Origin of the sequence: Streptomyces sp. NPDC051563, assembly GCF_044454225.1 — a bacterium.
Classification (GTDB): domain Bacteria; phylum Actinomycetota; class Actinomycetes; order Streptomycetales; family Streptomycetaceae; genus Streptomyces.
The window spans coordinates 326754-349034 of record NZ_JBITDL010000004.1 but is presented as its reverse complement, the minus strand read 5'-3'; the positions used below and the strand labels follow the sequence as shown (position 1 = coordinate 349034).

Sequence of the window (22281 nt, the reverse complement as noted above, 5' to 3'; positions counted from 1 at the left end):
CGACGACTACGTAGAGGTGAAGAAGACATGCCGCTGACTCCCGAGGACGTGCGGAACAAGCAGTTCACGACCGTCCGCCTGCGAGAAGGCTATGACGAGGACGAGGTCGACGCCTTCCTCGACGAGGTCGAGTCCGAACTGACGCGCCTGCTGCGCGAGAACGAGGACCTGCGCGCCAAGCTGGCGGCCGCCACGCGTGCCGCCGCACAGAACCAGCAGCAGGGCATGCGCAAGCCGGACCCCCAGGACGGCGGAGGCCAGCGTGGCCCCGGCGCCCCCGTGCCCGCGGCCATATCCGGCCCCCCGCAGCAGCAGCAGCCCCCGATGGGCCAGCCGCAGCTCCAGGGCGGCCCGCCCCAGCTTCCGGCCGGCCCCGGTGGGCACGGTCCGCAGGGTCCCGGCCCGATGGGCGGCCCCATGCAGCAGCACACCATGGGTGGGCAGCAGCAGATGGGCCAGCAGCAGATGGGCCAGCAGGGCATGGGACAGCAGGGCATGGGCCAGCAGGGTCCCGGCCTGATGGGCGGCCCGATGCAGGGACAGCAGCAGCAGTCCATGGGTGGCCAGAACCCGCTCGGCCAGCAGATGGGCCAGCCGATGGGTCAGCAGATGCAGCCGATGGGCCAGCAGATGCAGCCCATGGGCCAGCAGATGCACCAGCAGCAGCCCCAGCAGCTTCCGCAGCAGGGTCCCGGTGGCGACAGCGCCGCCCGCGTCCTGTCGCTCGCGCAGCAGACCGCCGACCAGGCGATCGCGGAGGCCCGCTCCGAGGCCAACAAGATCGTCGGCGAGGCCCGGTCGCGCGCCGAGGGCCTGGAGCGGGACGCCCGCGCCAAGGCCGACGCGCTGGAGCGGGACGCGCAGGAGAAGCACCGCGTCGCGATGGGCTCCCTGGAGTCCGCCCGCGCCACGCTGGAGCGCAAGGTCGAGGACCTGCGGGGCTTCGAGCGTGAGTACCGCACCCGTCTGAAGTCCTACCTGGAATCGCAGCTGCGCCAGCTGGAGACGCAGGCCGACGACTCGCTGGCTCCGCCGCGGAACCCCGCCGGTCCCGCGCTGCCGCCGTCGCCGACCCCGTCGATGGCTCCGGCCGGCGCGATGCACTCCATGGGCGGTCCGTCGATGGGTGGCCCGTCGCCGATGTCCCCCTCCTACGGTGGCGGCCAGCAGCAGATGTCCCCGGCGATGACGCAGCCGATGGCTCCGGTGCGGCCGGCTGGTCCGCAGCCGATGCAGCAGGCGCCGTCTCCCATGCGGGGCTTCCTGATCGACGAGGACGACAACTAAGCAGTAGCCGTCGGCAGACGGTACGGGCCGGGCCCGGTTCCCCTTCGGGGGCACCGGGCCCGGCCCGTTTCCGTACCCGGGCGGTACGAGGCCCCCGCGGGCCGGGCGGTGGGCCCTGCGGGGGCTGTCCCCTACCCGCCCTTCCACCGTTCCCTGGGGCTCCGCCCCAGACCCCGCTCCTCAAACGCCGGAGGGGCTGGATTTTCCCCGGCGGAGCGTCATTTCAGCCCGTCCGGCGTTTGAGGACCGGGTCCGGGCGGAGCCCGGGGAACGGTGGAAGGGCGGGTAGGGGAAATGCGAAGCGGCCCGCGCCCCCAGGGGAGGGGCACGGGCCGCTATCGGCGAAGGGGCTACGCCTTGCGGAGGCGGAAGGTCAGGCCCAGGGGCTCGTCCTCGAAGGGGGCGCCGTACGAGGCGTCCGCCTCGCCGGAGGCGTAGTCCGTGGCCAGGACCTCGTCCGCGATCAGCGATGCGTGGTCCGTCAGGGCCGCCACCAGCTCGGGGTCCGACGAGGACCAGCGCAGGGCGATCCGGTCGGCCACGTCGAGGCCGGAGTTCTTCCGGGCCTCCTGGATCAGGCGGATCGCGTCACGGGCCAGGCCCGCGAGCCGCAGCTCCGGGGTGATCTCCAGGTCCAGGGCGACCGTCGCGCCCGAGTCGGAGGCCACCGACCAGCCCTCGCGCGGGGTCTCCGTGATGATGACCTCCTCGGGGGTGAGGGTGACGGTCTCGCCGTTCACCTCCACCGAGGCCTCGCCGGAGCGCAGGGCCAGGGACAGGGCCGCCGCGTCGGCCGCGGCCACCGCCTTCGCCACGTCCTGCACGCCCTTGCCGAACCGCTTGCCCAGCGCACGGAAGTTGGCCTTGGCCGTGGTGTCGACCAGGGACCCGCCGACCTCCGAGAGCGAGGCCAGCGAGGAGACGTTCAGCTCCTCCGTGATCTGCGCGTGCAGCTCGGGGGTGAGGGTCTCGAAGCCGGATACGGCGACCAGCGCGCGGGAGAGCGGCTGACGGGTCTTCACGCCCGACTCGGCCCGCGTCGCGCGGCCCAGCTCCACGAGGCGGCGTACCAGCAGCATCTGCCGGGACAGCTCCGGGTCGATCGCCGAGGCGTCCGGCACCGGCCACGTGGTCAGGTGCACCGACTCCGGGGCGTCCGGGGTGACCGGGACGACCATGTCCTGCCAGACCCGCTCCGTGATGAAGGGGGTGAGGGGGGCGAGGAGGCGGGTGACCGTCTCCACGACCTCGTGCAGGGTGCGCAGCGCGGCCGCGTCGCCCTGCCAGAAGCGGCGCCGCGAGCGGCGGACGTACCAGTTGGAGAGGTCGTCCACGAAGGACGAGAGGAGCTTGCCGGCGCGCTGGGTGTCGTACGCCTCCATCGCCTCGGTGACCTCGGTCGTGAGGGTGTGGAGCTCCGAGAGCAGCCAGCGGTCCAGGACCGTGCGGTCCGCGGGCGCCGGGTCGGAGGCCGACGGGGCCCAGTTCGAGGTGCGGGCGTACAGGGCCTGGAAGGCGACCGTGTTCCAGTACGTGAGGAGCGTCTTGCGGACGACCTCCTGGATGGTGCCGTGGCCCACGCGGCGTGCCGCCCACGGGGAGCCGCCGGCCGCCATGAACCAGCGCACGGCGTCCGCACCGTGCGTGTCCATCAGCTGGATCGGTTCGAGGGTGTTGCCCAGGTGCTTGGACATCTTGCGGCCGTCCTCGGCGAGGATGTGGCCCAGGCAGACCACGTTCTCGTAGGAGGACTTGTCGAAGACGAGGGTGCCGACCGCCATCAGCGTGTAGAACCACCCGCGCGTCTGGTCGATGGCTTCCGAGATGAACTGCGCCGGGTAGCGCTTCTCGAAGACGTCCTTGTTCTTGTGCGGGTAGCCCCACTGCGCGAACGGCATCGAACCCGAGTCGTACCAGGCGTCGATGACCTCCGGCACGCGGACGGCGGTGAGCTCGCAGCCCTCCGCCGTGCAGGGGAAGGTGACCTCGTCGATGTACGGGCGGTGCGGGTCCAGTTCCGACTGGTCGGTGCCCGTGAGGTCGCTCAGCTCCGCGAGCGAGCCGACGCAGGTGAGGTGGTTCTCCTCGCAGCGCCAGATGGGCAGCGGGGTGCCCCAGTAGCGGTTGCGGGACAGCGCCCAGTCGATGTTGTTGTTCAGCCAGTCGCCGAAGCGGCCCTGCTTGACGGAGTCCGGGAACCAGTTGGTCTTCTCGTTCTCCCGCAGCATCGCGTCCTTGACCGCGGTGGTGCGGACGTACCAGGACGGCTGCGCGTAGTAGAGCAGGGCGGTGTGGCAGCGCCAGCAGTGCGGGTAGCTGTGCTCGTAGGCGATGTGCTTGAAGAGCAGGCCGCGCGCGTCGAGGTCGGCGGTCAGCTTCTCGTCGGCCTTCTTGAAGAAGACCCCGCCGACGAGCGGGACCTCCTCCTCGAAGGTGCCGTCGGGGCGGACCGGGTTCACGACGGGCAGGCCGTACGCGCGGCAGACCGCGAGGTCGTCGGCGCCGAAGGCGGGGGACTGGTGGACCAGACCGGTGCCGTCCTCGGTCGTGACGTACTCGGCGTTCACGACGTAGTGGGCGGGGGCGGGGAACTCCACCAGGTCGAAGGGGCGCTGGTAGGTCCAGCGCTCCATCTCCTTGCCCGTGAAGGACTCGCCGGTGGCCTCCCAGCCCTCGCCGAGGGACTTCTCCAGCAGAGGCTGGGCGACGACCACCTTCTCCTCGCCGTTCGTGGCGACGACGTAGGTGACGTCGGGGTGCGCGGCCACGGCGGTGTTGGACACCATGGTCCACGGGGTGGTCGTCCAGACGAGGAGCGCGGCCTCGCCCGCGAGGGGGCCGGAGGTCAGCGGGAAGCGGACGTAGACCGAGGGGTCGACGACCGTCTCGTAGCCCTGGGCCAGCTCGTGGTCCGAGAGGCCGGTGCCGCAGCGGGGGCACCAGGGGGCGACGCGGTGGTCCTGGGTGAGCAGGCCCTTGTTGAAGATCTCCTTGAGCGACCACCACACGGACTCGACGTACTCGGGGTCCATGGTGCGGTAGGCGTCGTCCAGGTCGACCCAGTAGCCCATGCGGTTCGTGAGCTCGGTGAACGCGTCGGTGTGGCGGGTGACGGACTCGCGGCACTTGGCGTTGAACTCGGCGATGCCGTACGCCTCGATGTCCTTCTTGCCGTTGAAGCCCAGTTCCTTCTCGACGGCGAGCTCGACGGGCAGGCCGTGGCAGTCCCAGCCGGCCTTGCGGGCCACGTGGTAGCCGCGCATGGTGCGGAACCGGGGGAAGACGTCCTTGAAGACGCGGGCCTCGATGTGGTGCGCGCCGGGCATGCCGTTCGCGGTGGGCGGGCCCTCGTAGAAGACCCACTCGGGGCGCCCCTCGGACTGCTCCAGGGTCTTGGCGAAGGTGTTGCTCTCGCGCCAGAAGTCGAGGACCGCGTGCTCAAGGGCAGGCAGGTCGACCTGGGCGGGTACCGGGCGGTACTGCGGCGGTGTGGTCATGAGGCTGAACTCTTCCTCCGGCGGGGTGTCACTTCCGTCCGGAGGGACGAGAGCCACGCCCTGAAGATCAGGGTCTGCTCCCGCGGTACCACCCTCCTTGGCCTGCGGACCTGTGGTCCGTCGGCCCCCTCATTGGGGTGCGAAGCCGGTTCTACTCGCCCTTCGGGAATCCCGACGGGCTTTCTTCCGGCGGCTCCGGGGTGATCCTTCGCATCGCGCTCGCCCCCGGGCTCTCACCGTCCCCGGGTCGCTCCTGGCTGCGTCCGACGCTACTCGTCCCCATCCATGCCTCTCGCTGGGCCCAGTGTACGGGCCGGGGGGCCGGTCGGCAGACCGGTTTACGGGGCGTGGCGCGGGGGTCCGGGCGGGGCGCGGACCGGGGGTCGGGCCGGGGTCCGGGTCGGGGGTCTGGCCGGGGGTCTGGCCGGGGTCCGGGTCGGGGGTCGGACCGGGGGTCGCAGCCGGGCTCCGGAGCGGGTCCGGACCGGGGCCGGAGGGGGCCCGGTTCCGGGACCCGGTTGACCCGAATGGGCCGATGGGCCGCTCCGGGGTGCGGCGGGGCCGGTGGGGCGGATTACCGGGCTCCCTGCTGGGCACAACGGATGCAGGTTGACCTCGATGGACGCGTGCCCCGTTGCCGCGGGGCCGGAGGCGATTTATCGTTCCGGCACGATTCGCGAGCAATGATCACAGTATGTGAAGGGGCCGCGGCCATGGTGGCGAAGAAGACCGCCGGGAGTACTGCCAAGAAGGCTGTCGGGAAGGCTGCGGAGAAGCCGGCGCAGGAGTCGGTGACGGAGGTGGCGGCCCGCGATCCGGAGGCCGGGCCGGTGGAAGGTGCTGCCGCCGGGAAGAAGGCGGCGGCCACGAAGAAGACGGCGGTCGGGACGAAGACGGCGGTCGGGACGAAGACGGCTGCCGGAGCGAAGACGGCTGCCGGGGCGAAGGCCGGCGGCGCGAAGAAGGCGGCTGCCGGGACGGTGCCCGCCGGCGAGGCGCCCGCCGTCAAGAAGGCGGCAGCGAAGAAGGCCACGGCCAAGACGGCCGGGGCCGAGGGGGCGGCGCAGGCCGCGCACGAGACGGGAGCCCGGAAAGTGGTTGCCAAGAAGAGCACCGGCACGGCCAGGAAGACTGCCGCGGCCGCGACCAGCGGGCTGCCCAAGGCGCGGGGCACGGCGGGCCTGGCGCCCGGCGAGCTCGCCGTACGGCCCGGTGAGGACCCCTGGACCCCGGCGGAGGTCGCCGACGCGCGGGCCGAGCTGGAGAGCGAGATCCTGCGGCTGCGCGCCGAGCTCCAGGCCTCCGACGCGGCCATTTCCGGGCTGATGCGGGACTCCGGCGACGGCGCGGGCGACGACCAGGCCGACACCGGGACCAAGAACATCACCCGGGAGTCCGAGCTCGCCCTCGCCGCGAACGCCAACTCGATGCTGGAGCAGACCGAGCGCGCGCTGGAACGGCTGGAGGCGGGCACGTACGGCCTCTGCGAGAACTGCGGTCAGCCCATCGGCAAGGCGCGGATGCAGGCCTTCCCGCGGGCCACGCTGTGCGTGGACTGCAAGCAGAAGCAGGAGCGCCGGCACTGAGCGGGGGCTGAGCGGGGCCGGGCGGGCCCCGGGACGGCCCGGGCGGGCTCCTGCGGGGTCCGGCCGGGGCGGCGGCCCGAGGGCGCCCTGACGTACTCTCGTGTCTCGTCAGGGTCCGGGAACCTGGCGGGTCGGCCGGCGCGGTGCCGTCCAACAACCTGGTTCGAGCTTTCGAGGGACTCACGTGGCAGAGGCGGAGAGCATCATCGGTACGCCGGAGGTCGGGGAAGACGGCACCCAGCCCGAATCCGCGGCGCCCAAGGGGCGGCGGCGGATCGTCGCGCTGCTGGTCGTGGCGCTTCTCGCCTACCTGGTCGACCTGGGCAGCAAGATGCTGGTCGTGGCGAAGCTGGAGCACCAGCCGTCGATCCAGGTGATCGGCGACCTGCTGAAGTTCGACGCGATCCGCAACCCCGGAGCCGCCTTCGGCTTCGGCGAGGCCTTCACGATCATCTTCACCTGCATCGCCGCCACGGTCATCGTGGTGATCGTGCGGCTGGCGCGGAAGCTGTACAGCCTGCCCTGGGCGATCGCGCTGGGCCTGCTGCTGGGCGGGGCGCTGGGCAACCTGACCGACCGGATCTTCCGCTCGCCGGGCGTCTTCCGCGGAGCGGTCGTCGACTTCATCGCGCCCGCCCACTTCGCGGTCTTCAACCTCGCGGACTCGGCGATCGTGTGCGGCGGGATCCTGATCGTCCTGCTGTCGTTCAAGGGCCTGGACCCGGACGGCACCGTCCACAAGGACTGAGCGGCCCACAAGGAACGGGCGGCGGGCGAGCCGGCACAGCGGTCCGGAAGTAGTCGGGAAGCGGTCCGGCAAGCGGTTCACGGGCCGTCCACGGGCTGATCGCGGGAATGGTCTTCTGCCGAGTCCGGCATACTCGACAGGTGAGTACGATTCCCGAGATCCGCACCCTGCCCGTACCCGATGGCCTCGAGGGCGAGCGCGTCGACGCCGCCATCGCCCGTATGTTCGGTTTTTCCCGGACGAAGGCGGCCGAACTCGCGGCCGCGGGAAAGGTGCTGGTCGACGGCAGTGTCGTCGGGAAGTCCGAGCGTGTGCACGGTGGCGCCTGGCTCGAAGTCGAGATGCCCGCCCCGCCGCGGAAGGTCGAGCTCGTCGCCGAGCCCGTTCCCGGCATGGAGATCGTCCATGACGACGACGACATCGTCGTCATCATGAAGCCGGTCGGCGTCGCCGCCCACCCCAGCCCCGGCTGGACCGGTACCACCGTCATCGGCGGTCTCGCCGCCGCCGGCTACCGCATCTCCACCTCCGGTGCCTCCGAGCGCCAGGGCATCGTGCACCGGCTCGACGTCGGCACCTCCGGCCTGATGGCCGTGGCGAAGTCGGAGCGCGCGTACACCTCGCTGAAGAACCAGTTCCGCGAGCGGATCGTCGACAAGCGCTACCACGCCCTGGTCCAGGGCCACCCGGACCCGATGAGCGGCACGATCGACGCGCCGATCGGGCGCCACCCCACCGCCGACTACAAGTGGGCCGTGACCCAGGAGGGCAAGCCCTCCGTCACCCACTACGACCTGATCGAGGCCTTCCGCGCCGCCTCGCTGCTGGACATCAAGCTGGAGACCGGCCGCACGCACCAGATCCGCGTGCACATGGCCGCGCACAAGCACCCCTGCGTCGGCGACCTGACCTACGGCGCCGACCCGACCGTCGCGAAGCGCCTCGGGCTCACCCGGCAGTGGCTGCACGCGGTGCGGCTCGGGTTCGAGCACCCCTCGGACGGGCAGTGGGTCGAGTTCGAGAGCACCTACCCGGCCGACCTGCAGAACGCGCTGGACGTGATCCGCAAGGAGAGCGAGTGACCCCGGGCGGCGCTGCCGGCGGCGGCGTCACCGTACGGGTCGCCGTCACGGACGAGGACCTGAAGGCCTGCTTCGCCGTGCGGACCGAGGTCTTCGTGGTCGAGCAGTCGGTGCCGGAGTCGCTCGAGTACGACGAGTACGACGAGATCGCGCTGCACGTGCTGGCCGAGGGGCCGGACGGGGTGCCGCTGGGCACCGGCCGGCTGCTGCACGGGCCTCGGGCCCTGGGCAAGACGGGCTCCCCGGAGGTCGGCTCGCTCGGCCGGCTGGCCGTCGGCAAGGCCGCGCGCGGGCTCGGGGTCGGGGTCGCGCTGGTGCGGGCGATCGAGGGCGAGGCCGGGCGGCTGGGGCTGTCCGCCGTCGACCTCGGGGCGCAGACCCATGCGATGGGGTTCTACGAGCGGCTCGGGTACGAGGCCTACGGGCCGGAGTTCCAGGACGCGGGGATTCCGCACCGGGCGATGCGGCGCGCGCTGCCGTAGCCGGGGCCGCGGTGTGGACGCGCCCCTGCGGGGCCGTCCCCTACCCGCACTTCCACCGTTCCCCGGGCGCTGCCCGGACCCCGCGCCTCAAACGCCGGCGGGGCTGGATGTGCTGCGGCGGCGGGGGGAAGACACGCGGCCCGGTCTGCGCCGGTGAGCGCAGCGGGCTGGCAGTGTGTGGGAGTGGATCAGCTGGCTCTTCTGTTCGTGTTGTTGCTCGGGGCCGTGGTGACGGTGCCGCTCGGGGACCGGCTGGGGCTGCCCGCGCCGGTGCTCATGACGCTCGGCGGGGTGGTGCTCGCCCTGGTGCCGGTGGTGCCCAACGTCGACATCCCGCCCGAGTACATCCTGCCGCTCGTGCTGCCGCCGCTGCTGTACGCCTCCGTGCAGCGGACCTCCTGGCGGCAGTTCGCGGCCAACGTACGGCCCATCCTGCTGCTGGCCGTCGCACTCGTCTTCGTGACCACCGCGGCCGTCGCCTTCACGGCGCACGCCCTCGTGCCGGGGATCTCGATCGCCGCGGCCGTCGCGCTGGGCGCGCTCGTCGCCCCGCCCGACCCGGTCGCCGCCACCGCCGTGGCGGGCTCGCTCGGACTGCCCCGGCGCATGGTGTCGATCCTGGAGGGCGAGGGGCTCTTCAACGACGTCACCGCCATCGTGCTCTACCACGTGGCCATCGCCGCAGCCGTCAGCGGCACCTTCTCGTGGCCCGATGCGCTCGGGGAGTTCGTGCTGTCGGCCGTCGTGGCCGTCGCCGTGGGGCTCGCGCTGGGCTGGGCCGCGAACCGGCTCATGGGGCGGCTCGGCGATGCCACGCTCCAGATCGGGCTGACCCTGCTCGTGCCGTTCGTGGCCTACGTGCTGGCCGAGGAGTTCTGGGGCTCGGGCGTGCTGGCCGTGCTGACCACGGCGCTGTTCCTCGCCGAGTACGCGACGGACGCCGACGACGTGCTGGGGCGGCTGGCCGGCCACACGTTCTGGGAGGTCGTCGACATGCTGGTCACCGGCGTCGCCTTCGGACTGATCGGGCTCGAACTGCACCACGTGTTCGGCGCCGCCGCCCGCGGCCGGGGCTGGGAGATGGCCGGATGGGCGGCGGTCGTGGTCGCGGTGGTGGTCGGCGTACGGCTGGTGTGGCTGCTGCCGGCCGGCTGGCTCGCGAAACGGCTCCACTCGCGGCGCGACTACGAGGAGGAGATCCCGCTGAGCTGGCGGGAGTCCGTGGTGATGTGGTGGGCGGGCATGCGGGGCGTGGCCTCCGTGGCGCTGGCGCTCGCCCTTCCCTTCAAGACGGAGTCGGGGGATCCCTTCCCGGCCCGGCAAGAGATCGTCTTCATCGCCTTCGCCGTGATCATGACCACCCTGGTGGTGCAGGGGCTGACCCTGCCGTGGCTGGTCCGCCGGCTCGGCGTGGAGGCCGACTCGGACGCCGAGGCGGAGATCGCCCGCGCGCTGGCCATCCGCGCCGCCAAGGCCGCGAAGCGGCGGCTGAAGGAGATCGAGGAGGTGGAGGACCTGCCCGAGGACCTGGTGGAGGTGCTCTACCGCAGGGCGTACGACGTGGGCGCCCGGATCAGCCCGGACATGGTCGACGAGGAACGCCGCGAGGCGTACGCGAAGCGGGTGGAGCGGATCCGCGACGTGCAGCGCATCCAGCGGGAGATGATGTCCGCCGCCCGGCACGAAGTGCTGGCCGCGCGCAGCGAACCGGGCGCCGACCCGGAGATCGTCGACCGGGTGCTCCGGCACCTGGACGTGCGCAGCCTGCGCAATCCGTAGCGCCGGAGCCGGGCGGGCTATACCTGGTAGCGGTCCGGGGCGAAGAGGTGGAGGTGGGCGGCTATCCACTCCGAGGTGCGAGCCAGGCCCTCCTGGAGGGTGACCTCCGGCTTCCAGCCGGCCCAGTCCCGGGCCCGGGTGTTGTCCGACAGCAGGCGCTGGACCTCGCTGCCCGCGGGACGCAGCCGGGCCGGGTCGACGACCACCTCCGCCTCCCGCCCCGAGGCCGTGATCAGGGCCCGGGCCAGGTCGCCGATGGAGATCTCCTCCCCGCTGCCGAGGTTGACCACCTCGCCCAGGGCCCGCTCGCACTCCGCGACGGCGAGGAAGCCCGCCGCGGTGTCGGTCACGTAGGTGAAGTCCCGGGTGGGGGCCAGCGAGCCCAGGCGGATCTCCCGGGCGCCCGAGTGGAGCTGGGCGAGGATGGCCGGGATGACGGCGCGGGCCGACTGGCGGGGGCCGTAGGTGTTGAACGGCCGGACCACCGTCACCGGCAGTTCGAAGGCGTGGTGGAAGGACAGCGCCATCATGTCGGCGCCGATCTTCGAAGCGGAGTACGGGGACTGCGGCTGGAGCGGGTGGCTCTCGGAGATCGGGGCCGTCAGGGCCGTCCCGTAGACCTCGCTGGTGGAGGTGTGGACGAGGCGGCGCACGCCGTGGCGGCGGCAGGCCTCGGCCATGTTCTCGGTCCCGGTGACGTTGGTCTGCACGTACGCGCCGGGGGAGGCGTAGCTGTACGGGATCCCGATCAGCGCCGCCAGGTGGAAGACCGTGTCGCAGCCGGCCACCGCGTCGCTGACCCGGCCCGCGTCCCGGACGTCTCCGGCCCACATCTCGACCGGGCCGCCCGGGTCGGCCAGGTACCGGGCCAGGTGGCCCTTCTCGGCGTACGGCTTGTAGTGCACGAAGGCGCGCACCTTCGCGCCCCGGGCGACCAGCAGATCGACGAGCGTGGAGCCGATGAACCCCTCGGCGCCCGTGACCAGGACCGTACGGCCGCTCCAGTCGGCGGGGGTGCGCGCCGGGGTGAGGGTGAGGGTGGGCGTGGACGCGGGGGTGGACGCGGGGGTGGACGCGCGGGTGTGCGTGGTCATGCGAACTCCAAAGGGGTGGAGGAGAAGGAGGGGAAGCCGGCGACCCGCAGGACCTGCGAGGCGAGCAGTTCGGCGGCGCGGGCGTGCGGGCCCGGGTCGGCCGCGCCGGCCATCGCCGCCAGCCGTGCCGGGTCGGCCAGCAGCGGGGCGATCAGCTCCGCGAGGCGCCCGGCGCCGGCCTCGGCGTCGGGGAGCAGCAGGCCGGCTCCCGCGTCGGACAGCACCCGGGCGTTGTGCGTCTGGTGGTCGCCCGGGGCGTGAGGGTAGGGGACCAGGACCGCGGGGACCCCGGTCGCGGCGAGCTCCGCCACCGTCGCCGAGCCCGCCCGGCACACCACCAGATCGGCGGCCGCGTAGACCAGGTCCATCCGGTCCAGGTAGGGCACGGCCCGGGCGATCCGCTGCCCGCCCGAGGCGGCCAGCCCGGCCACGGTGTCCGCGAGCGCCGCCGGCCCCGTCTTGATCAGCAGCTGCACGTCCTCCCGCGCCTGCCAGGCGGCCGCCAGCCCGGCCGCGGCCGTCGTCAGCCGTACGGCGCCCAGGCTGCCGCCGTTGAACACGACCAGCCGCCGCCCGTCCGGCACCCCGAGCTCCCACCGGGCCCGCGTGCGCAGGGCTGCCCGCTCGGGTCGGGACAGCCCGGCGAGGCCCGACAGCGCGGCGGAGACGGGCATTCCGGTGGTCAGCGCCCGCTCCCCGCCCGCCAGGTGCTCCCGGCTGCGGTCGAAGGCCACCGCCATGTGCGGGGTGAGGCGGGCCGCGAACTGGTTGGCCCGGCCCGGTACCGCATTGGACTCGTGGATCACCGCCGGCAGTCCCGCCAGCCGGGCCCCGAGCACGGCGGGCGCGCTCGGATAGCCGCCCATGCCGACGGCCACGTGCGCGCCCTGCGCCCGGATCACGGCCCGCGCCTGCCCGGCCGAGCGCAGCAGCGCCGCCGGGAGCAGGTAGCGCCTGGCACCCAGCGCCGGGTCGAAGGGGATCATGTCCACGGTGTGCAGGCGGTAGCCGGCGGCCGGGATCAGCTCGGTCTCCAGGCCGCGCTCGGTGCCGATGAAGGAGACCACGGCGTCCGGGACGGCGGCGCGCAGCGCCTCCGCCAGGGCGAGCCCGGGATAGATGTGTCCGCCGGTACCGCCCGCGCCGATCACGACGGAGAGCGGTGAGGGGGAGGGTGAGGAGGTCATGGACGCAGACTTCCGGTGCGCCCTAAGAAGGTTCTAAGAGGGAGCGGCGGCGGAGAGCGCGGCGCTCCCCGGGCCCAGGGGCGTTGCCACCCGGGGCCCGGTGGGCCGACTACTTGACGGCGATGCCGCCGTTGCCCGTGTAGACGGAATCCGCGATGGCGCGCTCGCCCTCGGCCACCGGGTCGGTGGCGTCGGAGGTTTCGTCGGTACGGCCCGTCTGGCGCGTGCCCTGGACGATCATCGTGGTGGAGCCGCCGCCGTCGAAGTTGATGGCGTCGGTCACGTCGAACGTGCTCTTGAGGATCTCGGCGACGCTCTTCATGAACTCGCCGTCGGAGGTGCCGGGTGCCGCGTCACGCGGACCGGTGATGGTGGTCAGCACGGTGCGGCCCTGCTTGTCGATGCCCAGCACGGTCCGGGAATCCCGGCACGCGTCGCCGGCCACGTAGTCGCCCTCGTCCCTTTTGGCGCCCTCGGGCGAGTACAGGCGGACGCAGCTCTTGTACTCCTTGCTGTGCTCCCCGTCCTCCATCAGCCGGTGGATGCCGCTGACGATGTCGACCGACTCGTCGAGGTCGACCGGCCGTTGGGCCGTCTGGCCGTCAACCGGCCTGGTGAGGTCCATGTCCTCGACCCGCTGGGTGACCTTGAGCGTGTAGCCCTTGCCCGCGGCGTTGGCGTCGTCGACGAACTTCGTGAGGTCCGTCGCGCCTTGGCCGATGGCCTGGAGGACGTACCCGCCCTTCTGCACGGACTGATTGCCGCGTACCGCCGTCGACGTGGTCATCTTGCCGGCGGCGTCGACCTTGACCTCTACTCCCGCGGCGTCGTCCTCGTTGATCGCGGGCGTCGGGTCCAGGTTGGCGAGCGGGGTCTTGGCGCCGTAGCCGTCGTGGAAGAGGACGATGTCGTCAGGGGTGGTGTAGGCCCACTTCTCCGACAGAGTGGTGAGGGTCCTCTCCGCGCTGTTCAGCGTCGTCTTGTCGTACGCGCAAGGTGCCCGGCCGGGGTCCCTGTTGATGCCTCCGACGGTGAGGGTGGGGCCGCCCGGGACGTCCTTCTTGTCCTTGTCGAGATACGACAGGGTGACGGAGGCCCTGAGGCGCGCGATGTAGGGCACGCCGTGCTGGAGGACCACGGCCTGGTTGCCGTAGTCGGGCTCTTCCTTGCCCTGGGCGTCGTGGACGGGCCGGCCGTCGGCACCGAGGCGGGCCTTGACGCAGCTGATCGAGTTCAGGACCCCGTCCCGGGCCGAGACGCCCAGGAAGGCCAGGGTCTCCTTGGCGCCCTCTACCCCGGCGGCCGGGGGCTCGGGGAGGAAGTACGAGCCGTTGATCCCGGCGAGCGGCGGGTGGTCCTTGAAGAAGCCGGCCTTCAGCTGGTCCCTGACGCTCTCCCTGCCGCTGATCGAGGCACCGACCGTACTCTCGACCCGCAGGGCTCCCTTGGCCGGGTCGATCCGGACGATGTTCAGTTCGCGCCGGGTCGAGTGGCCCGGGGTGACTGCCTTCTCCTGGAAGCGGAAGTACTCGGCGCCGCCTGCGAGCTCCTTGCTGTCTTCCGTCAGCTGCGCCCAGTCGTCCGAGATCTTGATCTCGGTTCCCGTGGCTCCCGAGGGGCTCGGTGCTGCGAGCAGGAGCGCCGCGCTCAGGGTGGCGGCGGAAGCGATGAGTCCGCGCGGAACGCGACGGAAGGTGTCGGTCATCAGCTGCAGTCCAAGTTCGAGGAGAGCCGGTGTGATTGGACGTCCCCGAGGTAGGGCTGCACGAGGCTGGTGCTGTCACCGGCGAGTACGGCGTAGGCGCGGTGGACGCCGTTGGGGACCGAGTTCCAGCCGCCGGTCTGATTGATGTTGCTGTAGAAGCAGGCGTGCTTGGTGGTGCGGTTTCTGACGGACATGGCCACGCGGTCCCATTCCGGGGCGTACGTGTCGGCGCTCGCGGTGAACGAGGTCATCGCACCGCGGCCGGCCGTCTCCTTGAACAGGCACAGCCGGTCGTCCGGGCAGCGCTCGTAGCCCGTGAAGCACAGCCCCCTGCTGGGGGCCAGCTTGTGGGAACTGACGCCCAGGGCCGCCAGCTGCCTGAGCTCGTCCTCGGAGCTCTGCGCGGAGATGTCTGCCTTTGCCCCCGGCTTCACGGCGGCGACGGCCGAGCCCCAGTTGGTCTCCCCGTAGAGGCAGGCCCAATAGTCGGTGTTGTTGTACACCGACTTGGTCCTGTCGCTGAAGCCGCCGGCGTAGGACTGCGGGTTCTCGTGCTGGTAAGCGCGGGGCTTCGTCTCGCCGGCGGCCATGGAACCGTTCGGGCCGGTGTAGAGGCAGAGCCGGTCGGCCTGGCAGTCGAGGTAGGCATCGGCGGATGCCGGCAGGGCGAAAAGCGCTGAGCAGAGCAGCGCGAGGGCTCCCACGATCAGGGAGCCGCGCAGAATGGTGATCTTCACAGGGCGGGAGTCTGCCATTGCAAATATGGATAAGGGAACAGGTATTCGATATTCCGCTTTCATATCGGAAACCCGACTCACGCTTTGGGAGACTTCGTCGCATGCAGCGGATTCTGGTGGTGGACGACGAGCCCGAGGTGCGGGCCGCCGTCGAGGACGGGCTCGCCGTCGAGGGGTACGAGGTGCGGGGTGCGGCCGACGGGCTGGCCGCGCTGTCCGAGGTGGCGCTCTGGCAGCCGGATGCGGTGGTCCTCGACGTGATGATGCCGGTGCTGGACGGGCTCGGCGTGTGCCGGCAGCTGCGGGCGGTGGGCGACCGTACGCCCGTCCTCGTCCTCACCGCCCTGGACGCGGTGAGCGACCGCGTCGACGGGCTGGAGGCGGGCGCCGACGACTACCTCGTCAAGCCCTTCGCGCTCGACGAGCTCGTGGCCCGGGTACGGGCCCTCCTGCGTCGGGCCGCCCCCGACGACCCGGCCGGGGGGCGGGCGCTGCTCGGGTACGGGGACCTCGTGCTCGACCCCGTCACCCGCACCGGGCGGCGCGGGGAGCGGCCGCTGGAGTTCAGCCGCACCGAGTCGGCGCTGCTCGAACTGCTCCTGCGCCACCCCGGACAGGTGCTGCCGCGCGAGCTGATCCTGGAACTGGTGTGGGGCCGGGACTTCGGGCCGGACTCCAACTCCCTTGCCGTCTACGTCGGCTACCTGCGGCGCAAGCTGGAAGCGGGCGGCGAGCCCCGGCTCGTGCACACCGTGCACGGGGTCGGCTACCGGTTGGACTCCGCGTGAGCGGGCCAGGGCCAGGGCCGGGGCGGGAGCCGGAGCGGGAGCCGGGGCGTGGGCGCCGGCGCCGGGCGCGGTGGCGGCGCAGGCGGCCGCTGCGGACCCGGCTGGCGCTGTCCGTCACCGCCGCGGTGGCCTTCGTGGCGCTCGGCGTGTGCACGGCCGCCTTCCTGGAGGGGCGGGCCGCGCTCTACCAGCAGCTCGACCTGAGCCTGACCCAGGCCGCCCGGCTCGCCGCCAAACAGTACGGGGACTCCCCGCCGGGGACCGCCGCCTGGGACTGCCGGTACCTGGCGGCGCCCGCCTGCGTCCAGATCGTCCCGGCCGACCCGCGCAAGGACCCGGCGGGCGCGGCGGACGCCTACCGGATGCCGGTGGCGCCGGCCACCCGGCTGGTCGCCGTGGAGGAGCGGGCGCCCTTCTACACCAACATCGTCGTCGAGGGTCATCCCGCGCGGATGCTCACCACCGACTTCCTCAAGGACCGGGCCCTGCAGGTGGCGGTGCGCTCCGACTCCGTCGAGACCGGCATCGACCGGGCCGCCCGCTGGCTCGCCGTGACCGCCGCCGCCGGGGTGCTGCTGGCCGCACTGCTCGGCTACTGGGTCTCCCGGACCGGGCTGGCCCCCGTCACCCGCCTCACCGCCACCGCCGAGCGGATCGCCGCCACCAGGGACCCGAGGCACCGGATCGAACTGCCGCCCCCCGGGCGCGGCCGCGAGGACGAGGTCACCCGGCTGGCCGGGAGCTTCAACACCATGCTGGGCGAGCTGGAACAGTCCGTCACCGCGCAGCGCAGGCTCGTAGCGGACGCCTCGCACGAGCTGCGGACCCCGCTGACCGCGCTGCGGACCAACGCGGAGCTGCTCGCGCGCGGGGACCGGCTGACGGCGGAGCAGCGCGAACGGGCCTCGCTGGCGCTCGGGCGCCAGCTGCGGGAGGTGACGGGGCTGGTCAACGACCTGATCGAGCTGGCCCGCGACGAGGAGCCGACCCTGCTGGTGGAACAGGTACGGCTGGCTCCGCTGGTGGAGCACTGCGCGGGGGCCGCGCGGGCGCACTGGCCCGGGGTGGCGTTCCGCGTGCGGGGGCCGTCCCGGGAGGAGGCCGTGGTGGTGGCGGGGGTGCCGGCGCGGCTGAGCCGGCTGCTGTCGAACCTGCTGGACAACGCGGCGAAGTTCAGCCCGGCCGGGGCGGAGGTGGAAGTGGCGCTGGCCGTCCGGGGGGACGGGAGCGCGGAGGTGACCGTACGGGATCACGGGCCGGGGATCGCGGAGGGGGACCTGCCGTACGTCTTCGACCGGTTCTACCGGGCGGGGGCGGCGCGGGCCCTGCCGGGGTCGGGGCTGGGGCTGGCGATGGCCCGGCAGATTGCACGGGCGCATGATGCGGAGCTCATGGCCGAAGCCGCCCCCGGCGGGGGCGCGCTGTTCCGGCTGACCTTCGCGGCTCCGGGCTGAGGGGGGCGGGCCCTGCGGGGCTGTCCCCGACCCGCCCTTCGCCGGTTCCCCGGGCGCTGCCCGGACCCCGGTCCTCAAGCGCCGGGCGGGCTGGGGAGGGGTACCGGGCTGCGCCCGGACCCCTTCCGGGGCTCCGCCCCGGATGCCCCGGTCCTCAGACGCCCGACGGCTGGAAAGGCGAACCCCGGGCGGCTGGATCGGTTACTGCCCCGGGGGGAGGACCGCCTCCGTGGTGGCGATGTGGGGGAGGGCGTACGGGTGGTGGGTGGCCAGCCAGGTGATCAGGCGTTCGCGGACCGTGCAGCGGACGGTCCAGACGGCGTCGCCGTCCTTCGCCGTGACCACCGCGCGGACCTGGATGGTGTGCGGGGTGGTGTCCGTGACGGCCAGGGAGCCGGTGCGGCCGTCCCATTCCGGGACGGTCTTGAGGATCCGCTGGAGTTCCTCGCGCATCAGGTCCACCGGGGCGCTGTGGTCCAGGTGCCAGAACACGGTGCCCGTCATCTGCGCGCCGCCGCGCGACCAGTTCTCGTAGGGCTTGCTCGTGAAGTAGGAGACCGGCATCGTGATCCGGCGCTCGTCCCAGGTGCGGACGGTGAGGAAGGTGAGGGTGATCTCCTCCACCGTGCCCCACTCCTTGTCCACCACCACCGTGTCGCCGATCCGGACGGTGTCGCCGAAGGCGATCTGGAGCCCGGCGAAGAGGTTGCCGAGGGCGGCCTGCGCCGCGATGCCCGCCACGATGCCGAGGACGCCCGCCGAGGCCAGCATCGAGGTGCCGACCGTGCGCATCTCGGGGAACGTCAGGAGCATCGCGCCGAGGGCCACCACGATCACCACCGCCGTGACCACCCGCTGGATCAGCGTGACCTGGGTGCGGACCCGGCGGACCTTGGCCTGGTCGGAGGCGTCGGCCGCGTAGCGGGCGTACGTGGAGTCCACGATCGCCGTCGTGATGCGGATCAGCAGCCACGCGGCCGCCGCGATCAGGACCAGGGTCAGCACGTGCCCGGGGCCGTCCGCGCGCCGCCGCACCGCCTGGAGCAGCGAGGCGGCCAGGACCACCAGGAACGGCGGGCGGCAGCGGCGCAGCAGCCCCCACAGCGGGGTTTCGCTGTGCCGGGCGTCGGCGCGGCGGAGCAGCAGGTCCAGCAGCCAGCCCGCGAGCAGGGTGACGGCCAGGGTGCCGGCGACGGCCACGATCGGGCGCAGGAAGGAGTCCGTGTCCATGCAGGCCAACGTAACCGGAGGGGGTCCGCCGAAACTGGCACGATGGGGGCATGAACATCATGCTTTTCCATTCGACCTACGGGCTGCGGCCCGCCGTGCGGGAGGCGGCCGACCGGCTGCGCGCGGCCGGGCACCAGGTCCAGGTGCCGGACCTCTTCGAGGGCCGCACCTTCGAGACCGTCGAGGAGGGCATGGCCCACCGGGACGCGATCGGCCGTGACGAGCTGCTCAAGCGGGCGGTACTGGCCTCCGCCCCCTACTCCGACCAGGGCCTGGTCTACGCCGGCTTCTCCTTCGGCGGCTCGATCGCCCAGCACCTGGCGCTCGCCGACGAGAAGGCGCGCGGGCTGCTGCTCCTGCACGGCACGGCCGACCTGGAGGAGAACGTCTACGTCGACGAGCTGCCGGTGCAGCTGCACATCGCCGATCCGGACCCCTTCGAGCCGCACGACTGGCTGACGGCCTGGTACCTGCGGATGCGCAAGGCCGGGGCCGACGTGGAGGTCCACGGATATCCGGGGGCCGGGCACCTGTTCACCGACCCCGGGCTGGACGACTACGACGCCGAGGCGGCGGAGCAGGCCTGGGCGGTCTCCCTGGCCTTCCTCGACGGCATTTAGGCGCGGACGCGCAGAAGCGGACGCGAAGAAGGGGCCCCGCTCGCGGGGCCCCTTCGTCATGGGTGCGTCAGTGCCGGGGCGTCAGTGCCGGGGCGTCAGCCGCGGTAGGACGTCCACATGCTCTTCATGCGGGTCACCTGGCCCGCGGTGAACTGGTACATGCAGGAGTCGTACGTGTAGTCCATGAAGTTGTGGATCGGGTCGACGCCGGCCGCCGTGCAGGTGTCACGGCCGGTCGGGCACTCGAAGGCCGCGCTCTTCTCCGCCGGGGTGTCGGAGACCGAGTCGCCGCTGCCCGAGCAGCCGCCCTGGAAGGTGTGGTAGAGCCCGAGCCAGTGGCCGACCTCGTGGGTGGCGGTGTCGCCCTGGTCGTAGTTGGTGGCCGAGCCGCCGGGGATGGAGGTGTTGAGGATGACCACGCCGTCCATCTTGGGCTGGGAGGCGTAGGAGCTGGGGAAGGTGGCCCAGCCGAGCAGCCCGCCGCCGAGGTTGGCGGTGTAGAGGTTCAGCGCGTTCTTGCCGCCCTTGCGCAGGGCGTTCTTCATGTTCTTCTCGGCGGTGGTGCCGTCCGAGACGTTGTACCAGGTCGAGTTGTTGGTGTAGTCGGTCCCGGCGAGGGAGAACTGGAAGCCGGAGTTGACGTTTCCGGTGCCCTGGCCGGCGTAGGCGGCGTTCAGGACCGAGATCTGGCTGTTGATCTGTGCGGCCGTCAGGTTGCCGGCGCTGCCGGAGGTGATGACGTGCACGTACACGGGGATGGTGATGACGGCGTCGGCGGCGGTCAGGCTGCGGGCGCCCTTCGAGATCTGGTCCAGCTTCGCCTTGAGGTCGGCGTCCATGGCCTTGGCCTGGGCGTCGGTGACCTCGTTGGGCTCGGCCGCGTGCTGGTCCTTCGGGCGCGCGACCCGGGCGTTGGCGGGGCCGGAGGCGGCCTCGGCACACACCTCGGCTCCGGTCTTGGGCGCGGCGGACACCACGGTGGGGGCGGCGAGCGGGGTGAAGGCCAGGGTGCCGGTGAGTACGGCGGCACCCATCAGGCGGCGGCGAAGAAGGGGGGATATGCGGGCAAGAGCGCGCACGTGTGCTCCTCGCGAGTGGGGGGTCGAGCGGGAGGGATCTCCTCGGCTGGCGGGAATCTTACGTGCGCATGTCATAAACAGGTCAAGTGCTCTACGTAAAAGATTTGTTGCTTCTGATGTCAAAGGGGCGCCTGGTCTACGCCAAGCGCCCCTCCGGACGGGAAATCTGGCTGAATGTCAGCGCACCGGCCGGTCCGCCCGTTCGACCTTCTGGGTCCCGTTCAGCGTGCGGTACGAGCGCTCCCAGGCGGCCGTGGCGTCCTGGCGGCGTTTGTCCGAGATCACGTAGTAGTCCATCTGGGAACGCTCGGCCGTCACGTCCAGCACGCCGTAGCCGTGGGCGTCCATGTCCAGCCATTTCACGTGCCGGTTGGCGGCCTGGATCGCCGTTTCGGCCACCAGCGAGACCGTGTCGGCCGGCACGTGCAGCAGGTCGTCGATGTTGTCGGAGGTCACCGACGTCACCACGAACTCCACGCCCGCCGACCGCGACCACGGGTAGGTGGCCGCCGTCACCGGGACGTCGTTCGCCCAGGCCATGTGGATGTCGCCGGTCAGGAAGACGGTGTTGCGGACGGAACGGTCCGTCAGGTGCCCCAGCAGTTCCCGGCGGTCGTCGGTGTACCCGTCCCACTGGTCCACGTTGACGGCGAGCCCGCCCGCGGGCAGGCCGAGCAGTTCGGCGAGGGGGCCCAGCAGGTGCGCGGGCAGCGCGCCGAAGGCCACCGGCGAGATCATCACCGAGGTGCCCACCAGCTTCCAGGTGGCCTGCGAGCCGGCCAGCCCGGCCTTCAGCCAGTCCAGCTGGGCCCGCCCGGTGATGCTGCGCTCCGGGTCGTCCACCGCGCCGCTGCCGATGCCCGCCTGCTGCGAGCGGAAGGTGCGCAGGTCGAGCAGGTGCAGGTCGGCGAGGGTGCCGAACTGCAGGCGGCGGTAGACGGTGCCCTCGGTGGAGGTGCGCACCGGCATCCACTCGAAGTACGCCTGCCGGGCGGCGGCCGCGCGGGCCGCGAAGGGGCCTTCGGTGGCGGGGTCGTGGTTCTCGGCGCCGCCGGACCAGGAGTCGTTGGCGATCTCGTGGTCGTCCCAGATCGCGATGACCGGGTGGGCCTGGTGCAGGGCCTGCAGGTCGGGGTCGGTCTTGTACTTCCCGTGCCGGGTCCGGTAGTCGGCCAGGGTGAGGATCTCGTGCAGCGGCTCGTGCTGCCGGACGACGTACTTCGCCTCGGGGTAGCCGCCGGTCTTGTACTCGTAGATGTAGTCGCCCAGGTGCAGTACGGCGTCCAGATCGGCCCGCGCGGCCAGGTGGCGGTACGCCGAGAAGTAGCCGGACTCCCAGTTGGCGCAGGAGACCACGCCGAAGCGGACCCCGGCGGGCGCGGTGGCGGCGGCCGGGGCGGTGCGGGTGCGCCCGGCCGGGGAGACGGCGCCGCCGGCGGTGAACCGGTACCAGTAGGCCGTCTGCGGCCGCAGGCCCCGTACGTCGGCCTTGACGGTGTGGTCGGAGGCCGCGCTCGCGGTGACGGTGCCGCTCGCGACGGTCCGGGTGAAGGCCTTGTCCTCGGCGACCTCCCAGCCCACCGCGACGGCGGGGCCCGCACCGGAGCCCGGTACGGCCGCGGCGGTCGGGGTGACGCGGGTCCACAGCAGGACCCCGTCGGGGAGCGGGTCGCCCGAGGCGACCCCGTGCAGGAAGGCGGGCGCGTCATCGGCGGCGCCGGTGGCGGCGTGGGCGGCTTCGGCGCCCAGCGCGGCGATCGGGACGAGGGCCGCCGTGGCCGCCGCGGCCAGGACGACCGTACGGCGGCGGGGGGTCGGCACGGGTGCCGATTCCGGGGCGGAAGAGGAGAGTTGACTGGTCACGGGCGGTCACATTACCGACGGGTACGGGAGCGGGGCCAGACCCGTGAAAGCAACGGACGGGCG

Annotated in this window: 17 protein-coding genes; 9 read left to right on the top strand and 8 right to left on the bottom strand. The window is 72.4% G+C overall.

Annotated elements, in window-relative coordinates; genetic code table 11:
• Positions 1 to 27: 27 nt before the first annotated feature.
• A complete protein-coding gene (locus tag ACIA8F_RS07550; protein WP_399377304.1) occupies positions 28 to 1287 on the top strand; it encodes a DivIVA domain-containing protein in 1260 nt (419 codons plus the stop codon).
• 350 nt (positions 1288 to 1637) lie between these two features.
• Here the strand turns inward: ACIA8F_RS07550 and ileS are convergent, their stop codons facing one another.
• A complete protein-coding gene (gene ileS / locus ACIA8F_RS07545; protein ID WP_399377302.1) occupies positions 1638 to 4784 on the bottom strand; it encodes an isoleucine--tRNA ligase in 3147 nt (1048 codons plus the stop codon).
• Between the two features lie 683 nt (positions 4785 to 5467).
• Here ileS and ACIA8F_RS07540 point away from each other — a divergent pair.
• The 5 genes from ACIA8F_RS07540 to ACIA8F_RS07520 all read left to right on the top strand — a co-directional run bounded on the left by ACIA8F_RS07540 (position 5468) and on the right by ACIA8F_RS07520 (position 10461).
• Entirely contained in the window at positions 5468 to 6370 is a 903-nt protein-coding gene (locus ACIA8F_RS07540) for a TraR/DksA family transcriptional regulator (protein ID WP_399377301.1), read from the top strand.
• Positions 6371 to 6554: 184 nt separating this feature from the next.
• Positions 6555 to 7118: a signal peptidase II gene (lspA, locus tag ACIA8F_RS07535; RefSeq protein WP_399377300.1), complete on the top strand. Its 564-nt coding sequence runs from the start codon at positions 6555 to 6557 to the stop codon at positions 7116 to 7118.
• Between the two features lie 140 nt (positions 7119 to 7258).
• Positions 7259 to 8200: an RluA family pseudouridine synthase gene (locus ACIA8F_RS07530; RefSeq protein WP_399377299.1), complete on the top strand. Its 942-nt coding sequence runs from the start codon at positions 7259 to 7261 to the stop codon at positions 8198 to 8200.
• The gene (locus tag ACIA8F_RS07525) at positions 8197 to 8682 is read left to right on the top strand and encodes a GNAT family N-acetyltransferase (protein ID WP_399377297.1); all 486 of its coding nucleotides are present in this window, start codon (positions 8197 to 8199) and stop codon (positions 8680 to 8682) included. The genes ACIA8F_RS07530 and ACIA8F_RS07525 overlap by 4 nt, the downstream gene beginning before the upstream one ends.
• A gap of 183 nt (positions 8683 to 8865) precedes the next feature.
• Positions 8866 to 10461 carry a Na+/H+ antiporter gene (locus ACIA8F_RS07520; protein ID WP_399377296.1) on the top strand — a complete coding sequence of 532 codons (1596 nt, stop codon included), beginning with the start codon at positions 8866 to 8868 and terminating at the stop codon, positions 10459 to 10461.
• A gap of 17 nt (positions 10462 to 10478) precedes the next feature.
• On the opposite strand, the gene ACIA8F_RS07515 is transcribed toward ACIA8F_RS07520, so the two are convergent.
• The 4 genes from ACIA8F_RS07515 to ACIA8F_RS07500 form a co-directional block, all read right to left on the bottom strand.
• Positions 10479 to 11555 carry an SDR family NAD(P)-dependent oxidoreductase gene (locus ACIA8F_RS07515; RefSeq protein WP_399377295.1) on the bottom strand — a complete coding sequence of 359 codons (1077 nt, stop codon included), beginning with the start codon at positions 11553 to 11555 and terminating at the stop codon, positions 10479 to 10481.
• Positions 11552 to 12742 carry a UDP-N-acetylglucosamine--N-acetylmuramyl-(pentapeptide) pyrophosphoryl-undecaprenol N-acetylglucosamine transferase gene (locus tag ACIA8F_RS07510; protein WP_399377293.1) on the bottom strand — a complete coding sequence of 397 codons (1191 nt, stop codon included), beginning with the start codon at positions 12740 to 12742 and terminating at the stop codon, positions 11552 to 11554. The genes ACIA8F_RS07515 and ACIA8F_RS07510 overlap by 4 nt, the downstream gene beginning before the upstream one ends.
• A 109-nt stretch (positions 12743 to 12851) precedes the next feature.
• Positions 12852 to 14447 (bottom strand): phosphodiester glycosidase family protein, encoded by a 1596-nt coding sequence (locus ACIA8F_RS07505; protein ID WP_399377292.1) that lies wholly within the window; start codon positions 14445 to 14447, stop codon positions 12852 to 12854.
• Positions 14447 to 15184, bottom strand: coding sequence for a peptidase inhibitor family I36 protein (locus ACIA8F_RS07500; protein ID WP_399377290.1), 738 nt, complete (start codon positions 15182 to 15184; stop codon positions 14447 to 14449). Before ACIA8F_RS07500 ends, ACIA8F_RS07505 begins: the two co-directional genes overlap by 1 nt.
• 101 nt (positions 15185 to 15285) lie before the next feature.
• Between ACIA8F_RS07500 and ACIA8F_RS07495 the strand changes: the two genes are divergently transcribed.
• Both ACIA8F_RS07495 and ACIA8F_RS07490 read left to right on the top strand, forming a co-directional pair.
• Positions 15286 to 15972 carry a response regulator transcription factor gene (locus tag ACIA8F_RS07495; protein ID WP_399377289.1) on the top strand — a complete coding sequence of 229 codons (687 nt, stop codon included), beginning with the start codon at positions 15286 to 15288 and terminating at the stop codon, positions 15970 to 15972.
• A complete protein-coding gene (locus tag ACIA8F_RS07490; RefSeq protein ID WP_399377288.1) occupies positions 15969 to 17426 on the top strand; it encodes a sensor histidine kinase in 1458 nt (485 codons plus the stop codon). Before ACIA8F_RS07495 ends, ACIA8F_RS07490 begins: the two co-directional genes overlap by 4 nt.
• A gap of 201 nt (positions 17427 to 17627) precedes the next feature.
• On the opposite strand, the gene ACIA8F_RS07485 is transcribed toward ACIA8F_RS07490, so the two are convergent.
• Positions 17628 to 18656: a mechanosensitive ion channel family protein gene (locus ACIA8F_RS07485; RefSeq protein ID WP_399377287.1), complete on the bottom strand. Its 1029-nt coding sequence runs from the start codon at positions 18654 to 18656 to the stop codon at positions 17628 to 17630.
• Between the two features lie 50 nt (positions 18657 to 18706).
• Between ACIA8F_RS07485 and ACIA8F_RS07480 the strand changes: the two genes are divergently transcribed.
• Positions 18707 to 19276, top strand: a complete 570-nt coding sequence (locus tag ACIA8F_RS07480) for a dienelactone hydrolase family protein (protein ID WP_399377286.1) — start codon at positions 18707 to 18709, stop codon at positions 19274 to 19276.
• A 95-nt stretch (positions 19277 to 19371) separates the two neighbouring features.
• On the opposite strand, the gene ACIA8F_RS07475 is transcribed toward ACIA8F_RS07480, so the two are convergent.
• Positions 19372 to 20310 carry a zinc metalloprotease gene (locus tag ACIA8F_RS07475; protein WP_399377353.1) on the bottom strand — a complete coding sequence of 313 codons (939 nt, stop codon included), beginning with the start codon at positions 20308 to 20310 and terminating at the stop codon, positions 19372 to 19374.
• Between the two features lie 222 nt (positions 20311 to 20532).
• Complete coding sequence (locus ACIA8F_RS07470) at positions 20533 to 22218, bottom strand: alkaline phosphatase D family protein (RefSeq protein ID WP_399377285.1); 1686 nt, start codon at positions 22216 to 22218, stop codon at positions 20533 to 20535.
• Positions 22219 to 22281 lie beyond the last annotated feature (63 nt).